A 15,439-nucleotide genomic window follows, 5' to 3' on the forward strand; every position below is an offset into this window, starting at 1 on the left:
GTGCAGCGCTATTTTCTTGAAATGCCGTTTGCTGAAGATGGTTGTGCAACGATAACGGGTGAAGACGAAAAGCATATTACACGTGTAATGAGAATGCGGGAAGGCGAAGAGATTTGTTGTGTGTATGAAGGTGTTGGTCACATTGCAACGATACATCGGATGGATGAAAATGGGGTAACTGTTCAAGATACTGGCACGATTTCTTCCCATAGTGAGCTTCCGGTTCAAGTCACCTTAGCATGCGGTTTACCTAAAGGGGATAAGCTGGAACTAATAGCCCAAAAAGGAACCGAACTCGGTATGTCCGGCATCATTCCTTTTCAAGCGGAGCGCTCGATTGTAAAGTGGGATGAAAAGAAGGGAGATAAAAAAACAGCAAGGCTTCGTAAAATTGCAAAAGAAGCGGCTGAACAATCTCATCGAACTGTCATTCCGGAAATTACCGAGCCACTCACTTTTAAAGAGATGTTGAAACAAGCAAAGGCCTTCGATGTTTGTCTTTTTGCAGATGAAGAAGAAGCAAAAGAAGGAGCTTCGAAAAAAATTGCAGTCCGTCTTGAGAAGGTGTATCATGGACAATCGATACTGGTTTTATTTGGTCCTGAAGGCGGTCTCTCAAGAGCTGAAGCTAAAACTTTAACGGACGCCGGGTTCTTACCTGTATCTCTTGGACCCCGTATTCTTCGCACGGAAACTGCGCCATTATACGTGTTATCCGCTATGTCTTACGAATTCGAATGAAAGAGGTGAGCAGCTGATGTCATTGGTTGCCTTCCATACATTGGGCTGTAAAGTGAATCACTATGAAACTGAAGCAATCTGGCAGCTTTTTAAAGATGCCGGTTATGAACGTACTGATTTTGAAAAAAACTCCGACGTTTATGTCATCAATACATGTACCGTAACGAATACAGGTGACAAAAAAAGTCGCCAAGTCATCCGTCGTGCAGTTCGTCAAAACCCAGACGCGGTTATTTGTGTAACAGGTTGTTACGCGCAGACATCGCCTGCTGAAATTATGGCAATCCCTGGCGTCGATATTGTTGTTGGTACGCAAGACCGTACGAAATTGCTAGGATTAATCGAAGAGTATCGTGAAGAACGGCAGCCGATTAATGCTGTCCGGAACATCATGAAAAATCGTGTGTATGAGGAACTGGATGTACCCGCATTCACAGACCGTACTCGTGCATCTTTGAAAATCCAAGAAGGATGCAACAATTTCTGCACTTTCTGTATCATCCCCTGGGCCCGCGGTCTAATGCGATCACGTGATCCGGAAGAAGTAGTTCGCCAAGCCCAGCAGTTAGTCGATGCGGGATATTTGGAAATCGTTTTAACGGGTATTCATACAGGCGGCTATGGTGAGGATTTGAAAGACTACAATCTAGCTAAATTGCTGATTGACCTCGAAACGAAAGTGAAAGGTTTAAAGAGGCTTCGGATTAGTTCAATTGAAGCAAGTCAACTGACGGATGAAGTGATTGAAGTGCTAAATAACTCATCCATTATTGTGCGCCATTTGCATATTCCGATCCAGTCAGGTTCTAATACGGTTCTAAAAAGAATGAGACGTAAATATACGATGGAATTCTTTGCAGAGCGATTAGATCGACTTCGTGAAGCGCTGCCTCATCTTGCGATTACTTCTGATGTGATTGTCGGATTCCCAGGTGAAACGGAAGAAGAGTTTATGGAAACTTATAATTTCATTCGTGATCATCGATTCTCCGAATTGCATGTCTTCCCGTACTCTAAGCGTACAGGGACACCTGCAGCGCGAATGGAAGACCAAGTGGATGAAGACGTGAAAAACGAAAGAGTCCACCGTCTAATCGAATTGAATGATCAGCTCGCGAAACAATACGCGGCTGAGTTTGAAGGGGACGTTCTTGAAGTCATTCCTGAAGAAAAATTCAAAGAAGATCCTGAAAGTGATTTGTACGTAGGATATACGGACAATTACTTGAAAGTGGTTTTCCCTGCTGATGAAGAAATGGTCGGTAAAATTGTCCGAGTGAAATTATTGAAAGCTGGCTATCCTTACAACGAAGGGCAATTTGTCCGTGTGCTGGAAGAGGAACTAGAACAAGAATTAGTCCATTAATGGAAACTGCCGGGCATTGCGCCTGGTGGTTTCTTTTCTATTGTGCCTGATTCTGATATGATGAAAGAGGTACGTACATCCTCCAGGAGGTTATATCTATGAATTCAATCGCAAAAATGATCGATCACACGTTATTAAAAGCAGATGCAACGAAAGAGCAGGTTTTAGAATTGTGTAATGAAGCGAAGCAATATGAATTCGCATCAGTATGTCTGAACCCGGTTTGGGTAAAAACAGCAGCAGAATTACTTAAGGGTACTTCTGTAAAAACATGCACAGTTATTGGGTTCCCTCTTGGTGCAACAACGTCTGAAGTGAAAGCATTTGAAACAAAAAATGCAATTGAGAAAGGTGCTTCGGAAATTGATATGGTCCTCAACATCGGTGCTCTGAAAAGTGGAGATACCAAAACAGTGCAAGAAGATATTGAAGCGGTTGTAAACGCGGCTGCAGGGAAAGCTATCGTAAAAGTAATTATTGAAACGTCATTGCTGACGGACGAGGAAAAGCGCACTGCCTGTGAATTGTCTGTTCTTGCCAAAGCGGATTTCGTGAAAACTTCTACAGGATTTTCGACGGGCGGAGCAACAGTGGACGACGTGAAATTGATGCGAAGCACGGTTGGACCTGAGATGGGCGTCAAAGCATCAGGCGGAGTTCGCAGTCTGGAAGACTTAACAGCTATGAAAGAAGCGGGTGCAACACGCATCGGTGCAAGTTCCGGCGTTGCGATCATGAATGGTCTTCAGTCAAAATCCGACTATTAATTTCAACTTTTATATTGACCGTTAGAAAATAATACGTTATAATTTTCAAGTACATAGCAGTATGCTATGTTCGAAGTGTGTTCGGAGGGAGGGACAAGAGATGACTAAAACAACTGTTCGTAAGAACGAATCACTTGAAGATGCTCTTCGCCGCTTCAAACGTACTGTATCAAAGAGTGGTACGATACAGGACGTAAGAAAGCATGAGTTTTATGAGAAGCCAAGTGTTAAGCGTAAAAAGAAATCTGAAGCTGCTCGTAAACGCAAATTCTGATTAACTCCTATATTGTTTGCTTAAAGCAACGTTAACCCAGTAAAATGCGCGTAAGCCGGAAAATCCAATGGATTTTCTGGCTTATTTTTTTGTTCTTTAATTGTCTTGTATAATAGTGTACTACTGTCCCGTTACTGAAATACAAACTATCTAAAGGTAAACAAGTTTTTTGAAAAACTTTTCGGATAGTGAAACTTACGTGTGTTTCGTTCGTATAATAGGTATACTTGAAGGACAATCAACTTAGAAAGCAGGTGAGATTTTTGCAGAAGCTCATAAGAGGATTTCTGCTAGTGACACTTATTGTATCAGCCATTGCAATTCCGTTTTCGACTCCATCACTAGCGAAAACTGGAACCGTTTACAAAGTTCCGATTCATAATGAAGTAGAAAAAGGCTTGTATGCCTTTTTGAAGCGCTCTTTTAAAGAAGCTGAAGAATCAGGTGCAGATGTTATTGTGCTTGATATCAATACACCAGGCGGCTTTACAGACGCTGCTGATGAAATCGCGAAGTTAATGGATGAAACCGAACTGGATATTGTCGCATACATCAACAAAAGGGCATTATCAGCTGGAGCGTTTCTAGCTCTGCATGCAGACAAAATCTATATGGCGCCAGGATCGACAATGGGTGCAGCCGCAATAATTGACGGCTCAGGCAATGCGGCGGAGAAGAAAGCGCAAAGCGCATGGTCTGCGGCTATGATAAATGCGGCGAAATCGCATAACAGAAAACCGAAATATGCGTTGGCAATGGCGAATCCAGAGGAGGACATTCCAGAGTTTCGCGCAGGTAAGGGTGAGCTGTTGACATTAAGAGATGAAGAAGCTGCATTACCCGAAGTAGGATACAGTGAAGGTACAGTTGCCAGTTATGATGAATTGCTGGTGAAAATCGGCAAAAAAGATGCAGCAACTGTATCTACAGATCCGACATTCAGTGAACAAATCGCCCGGTTCATTACTAATCCAGTTGTCGTGCCAATCCTGCTTTCAATTGCAGGTCTCGGTTTAATCGTAGAATTGTACTCACCAGGTTTTGGAGTCGCGGGCACAATGGGAATCTCGGCGCTATTACTCTTTTTCTATGGACATCTGATAGCCGGTTTAGCAGGCTATGAAGCAATTCTCTTGTTCCTTCTGGGTGCGGGGTTAATTGTCGCAGAGTTATTCCTGCCGCATGGAATCGCAGGAATAGCAGGTGCAGTTGCTGTCACCGGTAGTATTATAATGGCAGGTGCGAATCCTGCATATATGGCACTTTCAGTGCTCATTGCAATCGTGATTGCTATAACGGGGATGGTGGTTATTATGAAATTCTTTGGAAAAAAACTGCATTTGTTAAACAAAATGATTCTTATGGATGCAACGGATACGGAAAGTGGATACGTTTCTAATGTAAACCGTATTGATTGGCTTGGTAAAACAGCAGTCACATTGACGCCGTTACGTCCTGCTGGAGCAATTGTGCTGGATGGAGAACGAATCGATGTCGTTTCTGAAGGAAACTACATTGATAAAGGAAAGCATGTTAAGATAGTGAAAGTTGAAGGATCCAGGACAGTTGTCAGGGAACTTCAAGAAATGGAGGGGAATGAATGATGATCAGTGGTAGTCTTATCGGGATCGTAGTAATCGCCGTCGTTGCGATTATCGTGTTGTCTGTGTTCTTTACATTTGTACCCGTTGCATTGTGGATTTCCGCAATATCAGCAGGAGTCAGAGTCAGCATCTTTACACTTGTGGGAATGCGTCTTAGAAGAGTAATTCCAAGTCGTGTTGTAAATCCGCTCATTAAAGCACACAAAGCAGGAGTGGACGTTTCAATTAATCAGCTGGAGAGTCATTACCTTGCTGGAGGTAACGTTGACCGTGTTGTCAACGCACTAATTGCAGCTCAGCGTGCAAATATCGAACTGACATTTGAACGTGCTGCAGCAATTGACCTTGCAGGCCGTGACGTGTTACAAGCTGTACAAATGTCTGTAAATCCCAAAGTTATTGAAACACCATTCATCGCAGGTGTTGCGATGAACGGTATTGAAGTAAAAGCGAAAGCGCGTATTACTGTACGTGCAAACATCGACCGTCTTGTCGGTGGTGCTGGTGAAGAGACAATTGTTGCGCGTGTTGGTGAAGGTATCGTATCTACAATCGGTTCTTCAGTAGACCACGCAAAAGTATTAGAGAATCCAGATTTGATATCTCAAACAGTCCTTACTAAAGGGTTGGATTCTGGAACTGCATTTGAGATCCTCTCCATTGACATCGCCGACGTTGATATCGGTAAGAACATTGGTGCAGAACTTCAAACAGAGCAAGCGCAGGCTGATAAAAATATTGCACAGGCAAAAGCTGAAGAGCGCCGTGCTATGGCCGTTGCGAGCGAACAAGAAATGAGTGCCAAAGTAGTAGAGATGCGCTCTAAAGTTGTGGAAGCGGAAGCAGAAGTACCACTGGCTATGGCTGAAGCTCTACGTACAGGCAACATTGGTGTAATGGATTATATGAATTATAAGAATCTCCAAGCGGATACTGGTATGAGAGATTCCATCGGGAAAATTAGCGGTTCTGGGGATCAGGACCAAAAACCTAAGAACTAATAGATAGCCGCAACTTCCCGGAAAGGGGATGTGCTGATGGAACAAATTATAATTCTGATTGCAATTGGACTTCTCAGTACGTTATTCGGTAAAAAGAATAAGGGCGGAGATCAAAATCAGAAACAAGGGACACCGCAGAAAACAGAAATGCCTCAAAAGCAGCCTGTGACAGAGAGAAGGCCGATGCCGCAGCGAGCTCAACAGACTCAAGCCCGCCAAGCATCTTCCTCTGAACAGATGGACCCTTTTAAGAGATTAAAAGAGCTAACAGGTGAAATTTATAAGGAAATTCAAGAAGACCAGCGGAAAACGGTGACGCAGCAAACAGCACCGATTGAACCTGTTTCAATTCCTGAAGTTCCTGTGAAGAAACCTGCAAATTTAAAACCTGCTCGTCCGGAAAGACAGGCGAGCACTCGATCTTCAGGGAGATTATCCACACATAACCCAGATCAGCAGCGGTTTGTTAAAAGTGAATCTCTTAATGTGGATGTAACAAGTAAACAAGATATACTTAGAGGGATCGTGTTTTCAGAAATTCTGGGACCGCCTAAATCTAAACAGTAAACCAATACGCATTGACCCCCTGTACCGAGCATAAGAATGGTATAGGGGGTCAATGCGTTGAGAAAACTATTTGAAATGGGATCATTAATTTCACTGGAAGATTTAACTTCACTCAAAGTACTTGGTGGCTATGAGCTGGTAATTATTTCTGAAGGGTACGCGAAATTACGTAAGGAAGGTTATGTCATCCATATTAAAGGTGCTGACATTCATTTTGACATGCTAATGGAAAAGTCTGCGCTGCTCTCCTTCACTGAGTTACATGAACTTCGGATCACGAAAGACACGATGGAAGGAGAGATGTATGAAGCGTAAGCAGTTTGACGTAGAATTGAAAGGTGAAGGAAAACCAGCCCATCTTGTGAATGACATGATTCGAAATAAGAAACGTGTTTCGAGACTTGAACACATAGATGGTGCAACTTGGTTCCGCACAGACGCAAGCGGTTTAAAGTACATTCGATCAAATAGACGGCGATTTAAATTAAAAGTCCATGTAGAGCGCTTAGGCGATGGAACCCCGCTCAATCGATTATTCCATTCCTGGGTTGCTTTGCTATTATGCATCATCCCTTTTCTTGCTTCATTGTTTCTGTGGCAAGTGGATGTTGATGCAGAACATCCTGAAATAGCAGAAAGAATTGAACAAAAGCTGAAAAAGTCAGCAGTAGTCCCGATGAAATTGCTGCGTCAGCTGCCAGATGAGGGTACGATTCGCAGTCAGATCATGACTGATGAGCCTGACTTATCTTGGGTACGCTTTGAAAAAAAGGGCGCAACTCTTTCGGTAATCCCAATGATTTCTCCTAAAACTACTAGCAAGGTTGAAAAAACAGGGAAACCAGGTGAACTGGCAGCGCGCACTGGGGGCGTCATTACAGGCTTTCAATTGAAAAGCGGCGAGAGGGTCGCTCGGCTTAACCAGACCGTTAAAAAAGGGGATCTGCTGGCGACAGGCGTATTAGAACAAGGCGACAAAGTGGCAATCGTTGGAGCTGAAGGAGCTGTCTTTGCAGATTACTGGCTGGAATACAAATTCTCGCTGCCGAAAACAATTCAATACCGTGCTGCAGGTGAAAAAAGTTTAGTGATTGAATGGCACTTGCCCTGGGACAAAAAGGATTCAGCCAATTATCCATTTTGGAAGATTGTCGAGTGGCATGAAGAAGCGGATGATTCAGTAAAAACGATTACGTTAGAAGAAGGAATGGAGAAAAAGTTTTTGATCCCATTACTAAAACATAAGTTATTATCTGAAACCTCATTTGAAAAGGATATTAAGGATGAAAATATTTTACAGGTGACGTTTGACAGTGATAAAGTAACAGGGACTATCCTTTTTTTGATAAACGAAAACATTGCAGTAAAAAGACCATTATCCCAAGGGGGAGACGATTGATTGAGTGAACAACAACTTCAACTACACCTAGAAGATCCAAACGAAGCGATCATGTTGCTTGGCATTTCCGACCAGAACATTCAGCTCATTGAAGAAAATCTATCCGTTGCAGTACTTTCACGAGGTGAAACGATTTCTCTAAAAGGGTCGGAAGAAAATACTGAGGCAGCAAAACAGCTCCTCGAACAATTATTAAAAGTGATTCGCAAAGGAATTCAAATAAACCAGCGAGATGTTGCAACTGCAATTGAAATGGTGAATAATGGTACTATTGAATACTTTGCCGAATTATATGACGTAGAAATCGCTCGTAACAGTAAAGGCAAAGTGATTCGCGCTAAAACGATCGGACAACGTGAATATGTTCAAGCAATCCGGCAGAATGATTTAACATTTTGCATCGGGCCGGCAGGAACAGGGAAAACGTATCTGGCTGTTGTACTTGCCGTTCATGCGATGAAAACCGGATCTGCGAAACGAATTATTTTAACGCGTCCAGCTGTTGAAGCCGGCGAAAGCTTAGGGTTTTTACCTGGCGACTTAAAAGACAAAGTTGATCCGTATTTGCGTCCGCTCTATGACGCGCTCCATGATATGTTAGGTGCTGAGCATACGGAACGTCTCATTGAACGCGGAACGATAGAAATTGCACCGCTTGCATACATGAGAGGTCGGACGCTTGACGATGCCTTTGTCATTCTTGATGAAGCTCAAAATACAACCCACGCTCAAATGAAAATGTTCTTAACCCGTTTAGGTTTCGGATCAAAAATGGTAATTACTGGGGATAAGACACAGATTGATTTACCAAAAGGTGCAAAGTCCGGACTCATTGCTGCTGAATCCATTTTATCGAAAGTCCGGGAGATCCACTTCCAATATTTAGAGCCTGCTGACGTAGTTCGACATCCTATAGTCGCAAAAATTATCGATGCATACGAAGAAGAGCAGTCCTGACCGGGCTGCTCCTTACATACTTTCTTACTTTTGACTGAAAGGGGATTCAAGGGATGTTTAAGCCGTTGGTCCAACTTATCAAGTCCTTAAAATTTCAGGTTACAGCCTGGTTAGTTATTGGATTGTCTGCAGTTCTTTTATTTTTCTTTATCTATGACGATGTGAAGCAAGAGACCTATGAGTTAACACCTTTTCAAATTGCTCCAAGTACGATCCGTTCATTAAAGACCGTTGAGGATACTGTGAAAACTGAAGAAGAGCGTGATCGTGTTGCAGAAGAGCAGCCTCCTGTTTATCAGTTCAATGAAGAGATTTCGACGAATCGTCAGTCAATAGCAACCTCGCTGTTCGACTATATTCTTGAAGTGAAAAAAAGTACATTAAGTGAAGAAGAAGAGATTTCAGCGTCTAAGCTAAAAGCTGCAATTCGTGAAATGAATAAGAAACTCAAAGAATTAAAAGAGACTGAACCAGACTTTTACCTGAGTGAACCTGTATTAGCAGGACTTCTTACTGAAGATGAAACCGTATTGCTGGATATGAGAACGGAGCTTACTAAAATAGTTTCCGATGAACTATCGAAACCGATAAAAGCAAAAGATGTAACGGTCATTCAGTATGATGCTGAACGCAAACTGAGAACTTCTTCGAAAATTCCGGATGGACAAGTTCAAACGATGATCCAGCTCGTGCGACCATTAATTGTCCCGACAGAAACAGTGAACGAAGAGTTGACAGAACAACGTTTGAAGCAGGCAAGAGAAAGCATCGAGCCTACTAGAATACTTCAAGGTCAAGTCATCGTGCGGGAAGGTCAAGTGATTGATAAGGAAATTTATCGGCAGCTTGAAGTGACTGGATTACTGACAAACCAGACATCGGCTAAACCGATCCTTGCTTTGATTTGTTTGATTGTTCTCTTATCAGGACTTGTCTATATACATTTTATGTCCAGAAAAGAAGACAAACAATCATTGAAAAAATCGCTGCTTATCTTTTACTCGATTTTCTTTTTAGTTATTGTGATGATGAAGTTTACTGGTGTCTTGGAAAAAGAGTTCGATGTACAAGTTTCATTTCTTTTCCCGGCTGCCTTAGCTCCTTTACTCGTGAAAATTCTTACGAATGAACGATTAGCAATTCTTTCGGTTGTAATGATTTCCGCTGCCAGCGGACTAATTTTACAGGAAGGCGTTTCGTCAGTTATGCAAATGGAAGTAGTATTGTATTTCCTTCTGAGCGGTGTTACAGCATTGCTTGTCTTGGGGGAAAGCGGAAGACGTCTGACGATAATGAGGACCAGCTTTGCAGTTGCGATCGCAAATTTGTTGTATGTTTCATTTTATCTGCTAATGACACAATCAACGTACACGCTGTCAGAAATAGTATTCTATGCAATAGCTGCTATCAGCTCGGCAATTCTTTCAGCAGCGCTGACAATCGGTTTGCTGCCATTCTTTGAATCGATATTCGGAATTGTTTCGGATATGCGTCTCGTTGAGTTGTCTAATCCAAACCATCCCCTTTTGAAAAAGGTCTTGACTGAAACGCCAGGAACCTATCACCATAGTGTAATGGTTGCCAATTTAGCCGATGCAGCATGTGAGGCGATTGGAGCAAATGGATTATTAGCCAGGGTGGGCAGTTATTATCACGATATCGGGAAAACGGTTAGACCTATGCATTTTATTGAAAACCAGCATGGTGTGAACCCTCATGATCAGCTGACACCTGAAGAAAGCCGCGACATAATTATTGCACATGCTGCTGACGGTGCGGATCTTCTAGCTGCAAAGAAGATGCCGCAGCAAATCGTGGATATCGCTCGTCAGCATCACGGAACTAGTTTTTTGAAGTTCTTTTATTATAAAGCAAAAGAACAAGATGAAGATGCAGTCGAAGATGACTTCAGATATTTCGGACCTAAGCCGCAAACTAAAGAGATTGCAGTTATTTCAATAGCAGATAGTTGTGAAGCAGCGGTGCGTTCTATGAAGGAACCAACACCGGATAAAATATCAGGACTGGTAAAGTCGATTGTGAAGGATAAAGTAAATGATGGTCAATTTGATGAATGTGAATTGTCCATGAAGGAAATACGTATTGTAGAAAAAGTGATATGTGAAACACTGAATGGTATTTTTCATAGCAGGATTGAATATCCGAAATAAGGTGAACAGAGGTGGGAAATATGTTAGAAATCGATTTTATCGATGAAATAAATGGAGACGGGAAAGTTGCGGAGTCTCTCATTCAAACGCTTTTATCTTTCGCTGCAGATGCGGAAGGGCTTGAGGCAGGAACAGAGCTCTCTGTCACTTTTTTAGATGACAGCGCAATTCAGCAGATTAACCGGGATTATCGTGGAAAAGATCAAGCAACTGACGTTATTTCATTTGCGCTTGAAGAAGAGGGTGAAGGCGAAGCGGCTGTCATCGGAGCGGATGATATACCTCGTCATTTGGGAGATTTACTGATTTCAGTAGAAACCGCAAAACGCCAAGCTGAAGAATACGGACATAGTATTGAAAGGGAACTTGGTTTCCTTGCTTTGCATGGTTTTTTGCATTTGCTCGGTTATGATCATATGACAGAAACCGACGAAAAGAAAATGTTCGGCCGACAAGATGAGATTTTACAGTCGTACGGACTAGAGAGATAATAAAGTGAAAACATTTTTCAAAGCATTCACTTACGCTTGGATGGGAATTGTCCATGGGGCTGCTCGAGAACGTAACGTAAAGTTTCATATAGTGGCTGCGATCATTGTAATCGCTGCAGGATGTTGGACAAGGTTAAGTCAACTTGAATGGATAATTATTACCGCTGTTATTGCGCTGATGATTGCATTAGAATTAATGAATGCAGCAGTTGAGCGTGTGGTAGACTTAGTTACGCAAGAAAGGCATCCTTTAGCGAAACAAGCAAAAGACCTCGCGGCCGGGTCTGTGCTTGTTTTTTCTATCGCCAGTGCGATAATTGGATTGCTCATCTTTTTACCTAAATGGCTGATGTAAATGAATGGAGTGAAACTTTTGGATAAACAACAATTAATGAAACATGCAAACCATGCGATGCAAAATGCATATGTACCTTATTCTAAATTCCCTGTAGGAGCTGCTTTACTGACAGAAGAAGGAGTTGTCTTTGAAGGATGCAACATCGAGAATTCTGCGTACAGCATGACAAATTGTGCTGAGCGCACCGCGTTTTTTAAAGCTATCTCAGATGGCAATCGTACTTTCAAAGCGCTGGCTGTGACAGGGGATACAGACGGCCCGATTTCACCATGCGGTGCATGCCGCCAAGTGATTTCTGAGTTTTGCTCAGTAGATATGCCGGTCTATTTAACAAATCTTAAAGGGGACGTACAGGAAACAACTGTTGGAGAATTGATACCTGGTGCGTTTCGCAAGGAGGACCTCGAATATGGCGCAAAGTGATTTTAAATCAGGTTTCGTCTCCATTATAGGCAGACCTAACGTAGGGAAATCAACATTCTTAAACCGAGTTGTCGGTCAGAAGATCGCAATTATGAGTGATAAACCGCAAACCACACGCAATAAAGTTCAAGGTGTCGTGACAGGAGATTCGTCTCAAATTGTATTCATCGATACACCGGGAATTCATAAACCTAAGCACAAATTAGGCGACTTTATGGTTAAATCCGCAAAGAATACTCTAAAAGAAGTAGACGTCATTATGTTTATGGTAAATGCTAACGAGAAAATCGGTCCTGGAGATCGCTTTGTTATTGAGATGTTGAAGAATACGGACACACCTGTATTTTTAGTCATCAACAAAATCGATCTGGTGCATCCAGATGATTTGCTTGGCATCATCACTTCTTACGTGGACGAGTATGATTTTGCTGAAATCATTCCGTTGTCCGCGTTAAACGGAAACAATGTGGATCGTTTGATGGAGACCCTTAACAAATACCTTCCAGCAGGTCCTAAGTATTATCCGGATGATCAAGTGACGGACCATCCTGAACGGTTCATTATTTCTGAATTGATCCGAGAAAAGGTTCTGCATCTTACACGGGAAGAAGTGCCTCATTCCGTTGCAGTTGTCATTGAAAAAATCGCTCGAGATGAAGATAAGAATATCGTCAATGTGATGGCGACAATCATCGTCGATCGTGATTCTCAAAAAGGAATTGTGATCGGAAAACAAGGAGCTTTGTTAAAGCAAATTGGCACAAAAGCCCGGCGTGATATTGAAATGTTGTTAGGCTCGAAAGTATTCCTTGAATTATGGGTGAAAGTTCAAAAAGACTGGCGCAACAAACCTGGACAGCTGAAAGAATTCGGCTTCCGCGACGACGAGTATTAATCGTCCCGCACAGCAGTGGAGGCGAACGCCATGATGAACAAATGGGAAGGTATTGTACTGCGTACGATGCCCTATGGTGAAACCAACAAAATTGTTACGATTTTAACGAAGGAAGCAGGAAAGTTGACCGCAATGGCTCGTGGAGCAAAAAAACCTGCAAGTCGTCTGTCCTCAATTACTCAACTGTTTGTTTACGGGTCCTTTTTACTGAGAACCGGAAAAGGGATGGGTTCCCTCGAGCAAGGTGAACCCATCGATTCCATGAGGCACATTCGTGAAGATTTGGAAGCCACTGCGTATGCGAGTTACATCGTTGAGTTAATTGATAGACTTACAGAAGATGGTCAGCGGTCATCCGGTATCTTTAATCTGCTATTTGAGGCATTGCACGCGATTAATGAAGGCTATGACCCGGAAGCGATTGCGCTGTTTGTTGAGTGGAAGATGCTTCCGGTCGCTGGAATCCACCCTGTGCTGCATCAGTGTGCATCTTGCGGTTCGGTTGAAGGGGAGTTTGCGTTTTCATTTAAGGAAATAGGATTCTTGTGTCATCGATGTTTCCATATCGATCCCTATATTGTTAGAATTACACCAGCGCAATTGAAACTTATCCGCACATTTGCAACAGTTCCAATCACACAAGTAGGTTCCCTGACATTAAAGAAATCGACAAAGCAATTCATGAAAAAACTGGTCCGTCAGGTGTATGATGAACAAGTAGGATTGCGATTGAAGTCACGGTCTTTTCTGGATCAGCTTGATCGGACTCCCAGTCTGCTACCACCCAAAGAAAAACCGGCAGAATCAGATGAGTAATCTGATTCTGCCGGTTTTTTGTTAAAAGGCAATACGTTCTTCGATATAAGCTTTCAGTTCTTCAATCGGCAAGCGAACCTGCTCCATTGAATCCCGGTGACGAACGGTTACTTGACGATCCTCTTCAGAATCAAAATCGTACGTAATACAGAATGGCGTTCCGATTTCATCTTGGCGGCGGTATCGTTTACCGATGGATTGTGAGTCGTCATACTGTACTGGGAAGTGTTTGCAAAGCTCTGCGTATACTTCTCCTGCACCTTCAGCTAACTTCTTGGACAATGGCAATACAGCAGCTTTGACAGGCGCCAGGGCTGGATGGAAACGCATGACTGTACGCTTGTCGTCCCCTTCTAGCTCTTCTTCGTCAAATGCATCACATAAGAACGCAAGAGTGACGCGATCTGCACCAACAGATGGTTCGATACAATAAGGAACGAACTTTTCGTTTGTAATCGGATCCTGGTAATGGAAATCTTCATTGGAATATTCCATATGACGCTTCAAGTCGAAGTCTGTGCGGTTAGCGATTCCCCATAGTTCTCCCCAGCCGAACGGGAATTTGAACTCGATATCGACAGTCCCTTTTGAGTAATGGGAAAGTTCGTCTTCGTTGTGCTCGCGAAGACGCATATTCTCTTCAGTCAGTCCAAGATCAAGCAGCCAGTTCTTAGAAGCATCACGCCAGAAAGCGTACCATTCTTCGTCTTCGCCTGGTTTACAGAAGAATTCGAGCTCCATCTGTTCGAACTCGCGAGTACGGAATGTGAAGTTCCCCGGAGTAATCTCGTTACGGAAACTTTTACCGATTTGCGCGATACCGAATGGCAGTTTTTTACGCATTGAACGCTGGACATTTTTGAAATTCACAAAAATACCTTGAGCGGTTTCAGGGCGCAGGAATATTTCATTCGCAGAAGAATCGGTTACACCTTGAGTGGTTTTAAACATCAGATTGAACTGTCGGATATCCGTATAGTCCAATGCGCCGCATGAGGGGCAGACGATATTGTGCTCGATGATCAAGTCCTTCATCTTTTCAAATGGCATGCCGTCAACGACAATTTCCATCCCTTTTGCATCTAATGCATCTTCAATTAATTTATCTGCACGATGACGTGTTTTACATTTCTTACAGTCGATCATTGGATCATTGAAGTTCCCGATATGACCGGACGCTTCCCATACTTTTGGATTCATTAAGATGGCTGCATCTAGTCCTACGTTATGCGGAGATTCTTGTACGAATTTTTTCCACCATGCCCGTTTAATATTGTTCTTAAGTTCAATTCCAAGCGGGCCGTAATCCCAAGTGTTCGCAAGACCGCCATAAATCTCGGAGCCTGGGAAAACAAATCCCCGTTGTTTTGACACGTTCACTATTTGTTCCATTGTATACATAATTAATCCCTCCAATTAAAATAAGCACCCATCCTCGGACAAATGTCCGAGGACGGGTGCGTAATGCCCCGCGGTTCCACCTCGATTGACTGTACAAAAAAACAGTCCTCTTTAAACTTACTATGGCTCCAGGCTGCCTTTTCTTGTCATCTACGGGCTTTCACTATCCCCGATCGCTATGGCTGACAATACTTATAGACCTTTCTTT

Annotated in this window: 17 protein-coding genes; 16 read left to right on the plus strand and 1 reads right to left on the minus strand. The window is 42.8% G+C overall.

All coding sequences use genetic code 11. The features are described 5' to 3' along the window. The 16 genes from PGH26_RS06115 (at nucleotide 1) to recO (ending at nucleotide 13,830) form a co-directional block, all read left to right on the plus strand. On the plus strand, nucleotides 1-741 hold the full coding sequence (locus tag PGH26_RS06115) for a 16S rRNA (uracil(1498)-N(3))-methyltransferase (RefSeq protein ID WP_323693110.1): 741 nt from the start codon (nucleotides 1-3) through the stop codon (nucleotides 739-741). Nucleotides 742-757: 16 nt separating this feature from the next. Continuing rightward, entirely contained in the window at nucleotides 758-2,107 is a 1,350-nt protein-coding gene (gene mtaB / locus PGH26_RS06120) for a tRNA (N(6)-L-threonylcarbamoyladenosine(37)-C(2))-methylthiotransferase MtaB (protein WP_323693111.1), read from the plus strand. A gap of 98 nt (nucleotides 2,108-2,205) precedes the next feature. Next, nucleotides 2,206-2,874 carry a deoxyribose-phosphate aldolase gene (gene deoC, locus PGH26_RS06125; RefSeq protein WP_323693112.1) on the plus strand — a complete coding sequence of 223 codons (669 nt, stop codon included), beginning with the start codon at nucleotides 2,206-2,208 and terminating at the stop codon, nucleotides 2,872-2,874. 100 nt (nucleotides 2,875-2,974) lie between these two features. Beyond that, a complete protein-coding gene (gene rpsU, locus PGH26_RS06130; RefSeq protein WP_025784794.1) occupies nucleotides 2,975-3,148 on the plus strand; it encodes a 30S ribosomal protein S21 in 174 nt (57 codons plus the stop codon). Between the two features lie 263 nt (nucleotides 3,149-3,411). Beyond that, nucleotides 3,412-4,752: an NfeD family protein gene (locus tag PGH26_RS06135; RefSeq protein WP_323693113.1), complete on the plus strand. Its 1,341-nt coding sequence runs from the start codon at nucleotides 3,412-3,414 to the stop codon at nucleotides 4,750-4,752. Then, nucleotides 4,752-5,753 carry a flotillin-like protein FloA gene (gene floA / locus PGH26_RS06140; protein ID WP_431312538.1) on the plus strand — a complete coding sequence of 334 codons (1,002 nt, stop codon included), beginning with the start codon at nucleotides 4,752-4,754 and terminating at the stop codon, nucleotides 5,751-5,753. The genes PGH26_RS06135 and floA overlap by 1 nt, the downstream gene beginning before the upstream one ends. 36 nt (nucleotides 5,754-5,789) lie before the next feature. Next, nucleotides 5,790-6,320, plus strand: a complete 531-nt coding sequence (locus PGH26_RS06145; protein ID WP_323693115.1) for a hypothetical protein — start codon at nucleotides 5,790-5,792, stop codon at nucleotides 6,318-6,320. A 57-nt stretch (nucleotides 6,321-6,377) separates the two neighbouring features. Then, nucleotides 6,378-6,635: a hypothetical protein gene (locus PGH26_RS06150; RefSeq protein ID WP_323693116.1), complete on the plus strand. Its 258-nt coding sequence runs from the start codon at nucleotides 6,378-6,380 to the stop codon at nucleotides 6,633-6,635. Beyond that, the gene (locus PGH26_RS06155) at nucleotides 6,625-7,719 is read left to right on the plus strand and encodes a sporulation protein YqfD (RefSeq protein WP_323693117.1); all 1,095 of its coding nucleotides are present in this window, start codon (nucleotides 6,625-6,627) and stop codon (nucleotides 7,717-7,719) included. Before PGH26_RS06150 ends, PGH26_RS06155 begins: the two co-directional genes overlap by 11 nt. Then, nucleotides 7,720-8,676, plus strand: coding sequence for a PhoH family protein (locus PGH26_RS06160; RefSeq protein ID WP_323693118.1), 957 nt, complete (start codon nucleotides 7,720-7,722; stop codon nucleotides 8,674-8,676). 53 nt (nucleotides 8,677-8,729) lie between these two features. After that, the gene (locus tag PGH26_RS06165; RefSeq protein WP_323693119.1) at nucleotides 8,730-10,847 is read left to right on the plus strand and encodes an HD family phosphohydrolase; all 2,118 of its coding nucleotides are present in this window, start codon (nucleotides 8,730-8,732) and stop codon (nucleotides 10,845-10,847) included. Nucleotides 10,848-10,867: 20 nt separating this feature from the next. Further along, nucleotides 10,868-11,338 carry an rRNA maturation RNase YbeY gene (ybeY, locus tag PGH26_RS06170; RefSeq protein WP_323693120.1) on the plus strand — a complete coding sequence of 157 codons (471 nt, stop codon included), beginning with the start codon at nucleotides 10,868-10,870 and terminating at the stop codon, nucleotides 11,336-11,338. A 40-nt stretch (nucleotides 11,339-11,378) separates the two neighbouring features. Further along, nucleotides 11,379-11,693, plus strand: coding sequence for a diacylglycerol kinase family protein (locus PGH26_RS06175; RefSeq protein WP_323693476.1), 315 nt, complete (start codon nucleotides 11,379-11,381; stop codon nucleotides 11,691-11,693). 18 nt (nucleotides 11,694-11,711) lie between these two features. Next, on the plus strand, nucleotides 11,712-12,119 hold the full coding sequence (locus PGH26_RS06180) for a cytidine deaminase (protein WP_323693121.1): 408 nt from the start codon (nucleotides 11,712-11,714) through the stop codon (nucleotides 12,117-12,119). Then, nucleotides 12,106-13,014 (plus strand): GTPase Era, encoded by a 909-nt coding sequence (era, locus tag PGH26_RS06185; RefSeq protein ID WP_323693122.1) that lies wholly within the window; start codon nucleotides 12,106-12,108, stop codon nucleotides 13,012-13,014. Before PGH26_RS06180 ends, era begins: the two co-directional genes overlap by 14 nt. A 30-nt stretch (nucleotides 13,015-13,044) precedes the next feature. Further along, complete coding sequence (recO, locus tag PGH26_RS06190; RefSeq protein ID WP_323693123.1) at nucleotides 13,045-13,830, plus strand: DNA repair protein RecO; 786 nt, start codon at nucleotides 13,045-13,047, stop codon at nucleotides 13,828-13,830. 21 nt (nucleotides 13,831-13,851) lie between these two features. On the opposite strand, the gene PGH26_RS06195 is transcribed toward recO, so the two are convergent. Further along, entirely contained in the window at nucleotides 13,852-15,231 is a 1,380-nt protein-coding gene (locus tag PGH26_RS06195) for a glycine--tRNA ligase (RefSeq protein ID WP_323693124.1), read from the minus strand. Nucleotides 15,232-15,439 lie beyond the last annotated feature (208 nt).

The sequence above is a fragment of the Sporosarcina jeotgali genome (assembly GCF_033304595.1).
Lineage (GTDB): Bacteria > Bacillota > Bacilli > Bacillales_A > Planococcaceae > Sporosarcina > Sporosarcina jeotgali.

Bases quoted from the DNA above. Each gene is read 5' to 3' on its own strand.
- PGH26_RS06195 (WP_323693124.1), bottom strand. From the start codon at position 15,231: ATGTATACAATGGAACAAATAGTGAACGTGTCAAAACAACGGGGATTT.
- PGH26_RS06145 (WP_323693115.1), top strand. From the start codon at position 5,790: ATGGAACAAATTATAATTCTGATTGCAATTGGACTTCTCAGTACGTTA.
- mtaB (WP_323693111.1), top strand. From the start codon at position 758: ATGTCATTGGTTGCCTTCCATACATTGGGCTGTAAAGTGAATCACTAT.
- rpsU (WP_025784794.1), top strand. From the start codon at position 2,975: ATGACTAAAACAACTGTTCGTAAGAACGAATCACTTGAAGATGCTCTT.
- ybeY (WP_323693120.1), top strand. From the start codon at position 10,868: ATGTTAGAAATCGATTTTATCGATGAAATAAATGGAGACGGGAAAGTT.
- recO (WP_323693123.1), top strand. From the start codon at position 13,045: ATGATGAACAAATGGGAAGGTATTGTACTGCGTACGATGCCCTATGGT.
- PGH26_RS06165 (WP_323693119.1), top strand. From the start codon at position 8,730: ATGTTTAAGCCGTTGGTCCAACTTATCAAGTCCTTAAAATTTCAGGTT.
- PGH26_RS06155 (WP_323693117.1), top strand. From the start codon at position 6,625: ATGAAGCGTAAGCAGTTTGACGTAGAATTGAAAGGTGAAGGAAAACCA.
- floA (WP_431312538.1), top strand. From the start codon at position 4,752: ATGATCAGTGGTAGTCTTATCGGGATCGTAGTAATCGCCGTCGTTGCG.
- deoC (WP_323693112.1), top strand. From the start codon at position 2,206: ATGAATTCAATCGCAAAAATGATCGATCACACGTTATTAAAAGCAGAT.
- PGH26_RS06175 (WP_323693476.1), top strand. From the start codon at position 11,379: ATGGGAATTGTCCATGGGGCTGCTCGAGAACGTAACGTAAAGTTTCAT.
- era (WP_323693122.1), top strand. From the start codon at position 12,106: ATGGCGCAAAGTGATTTTAAATCAGGTTTCGTCTCCATTATAGGCAGA.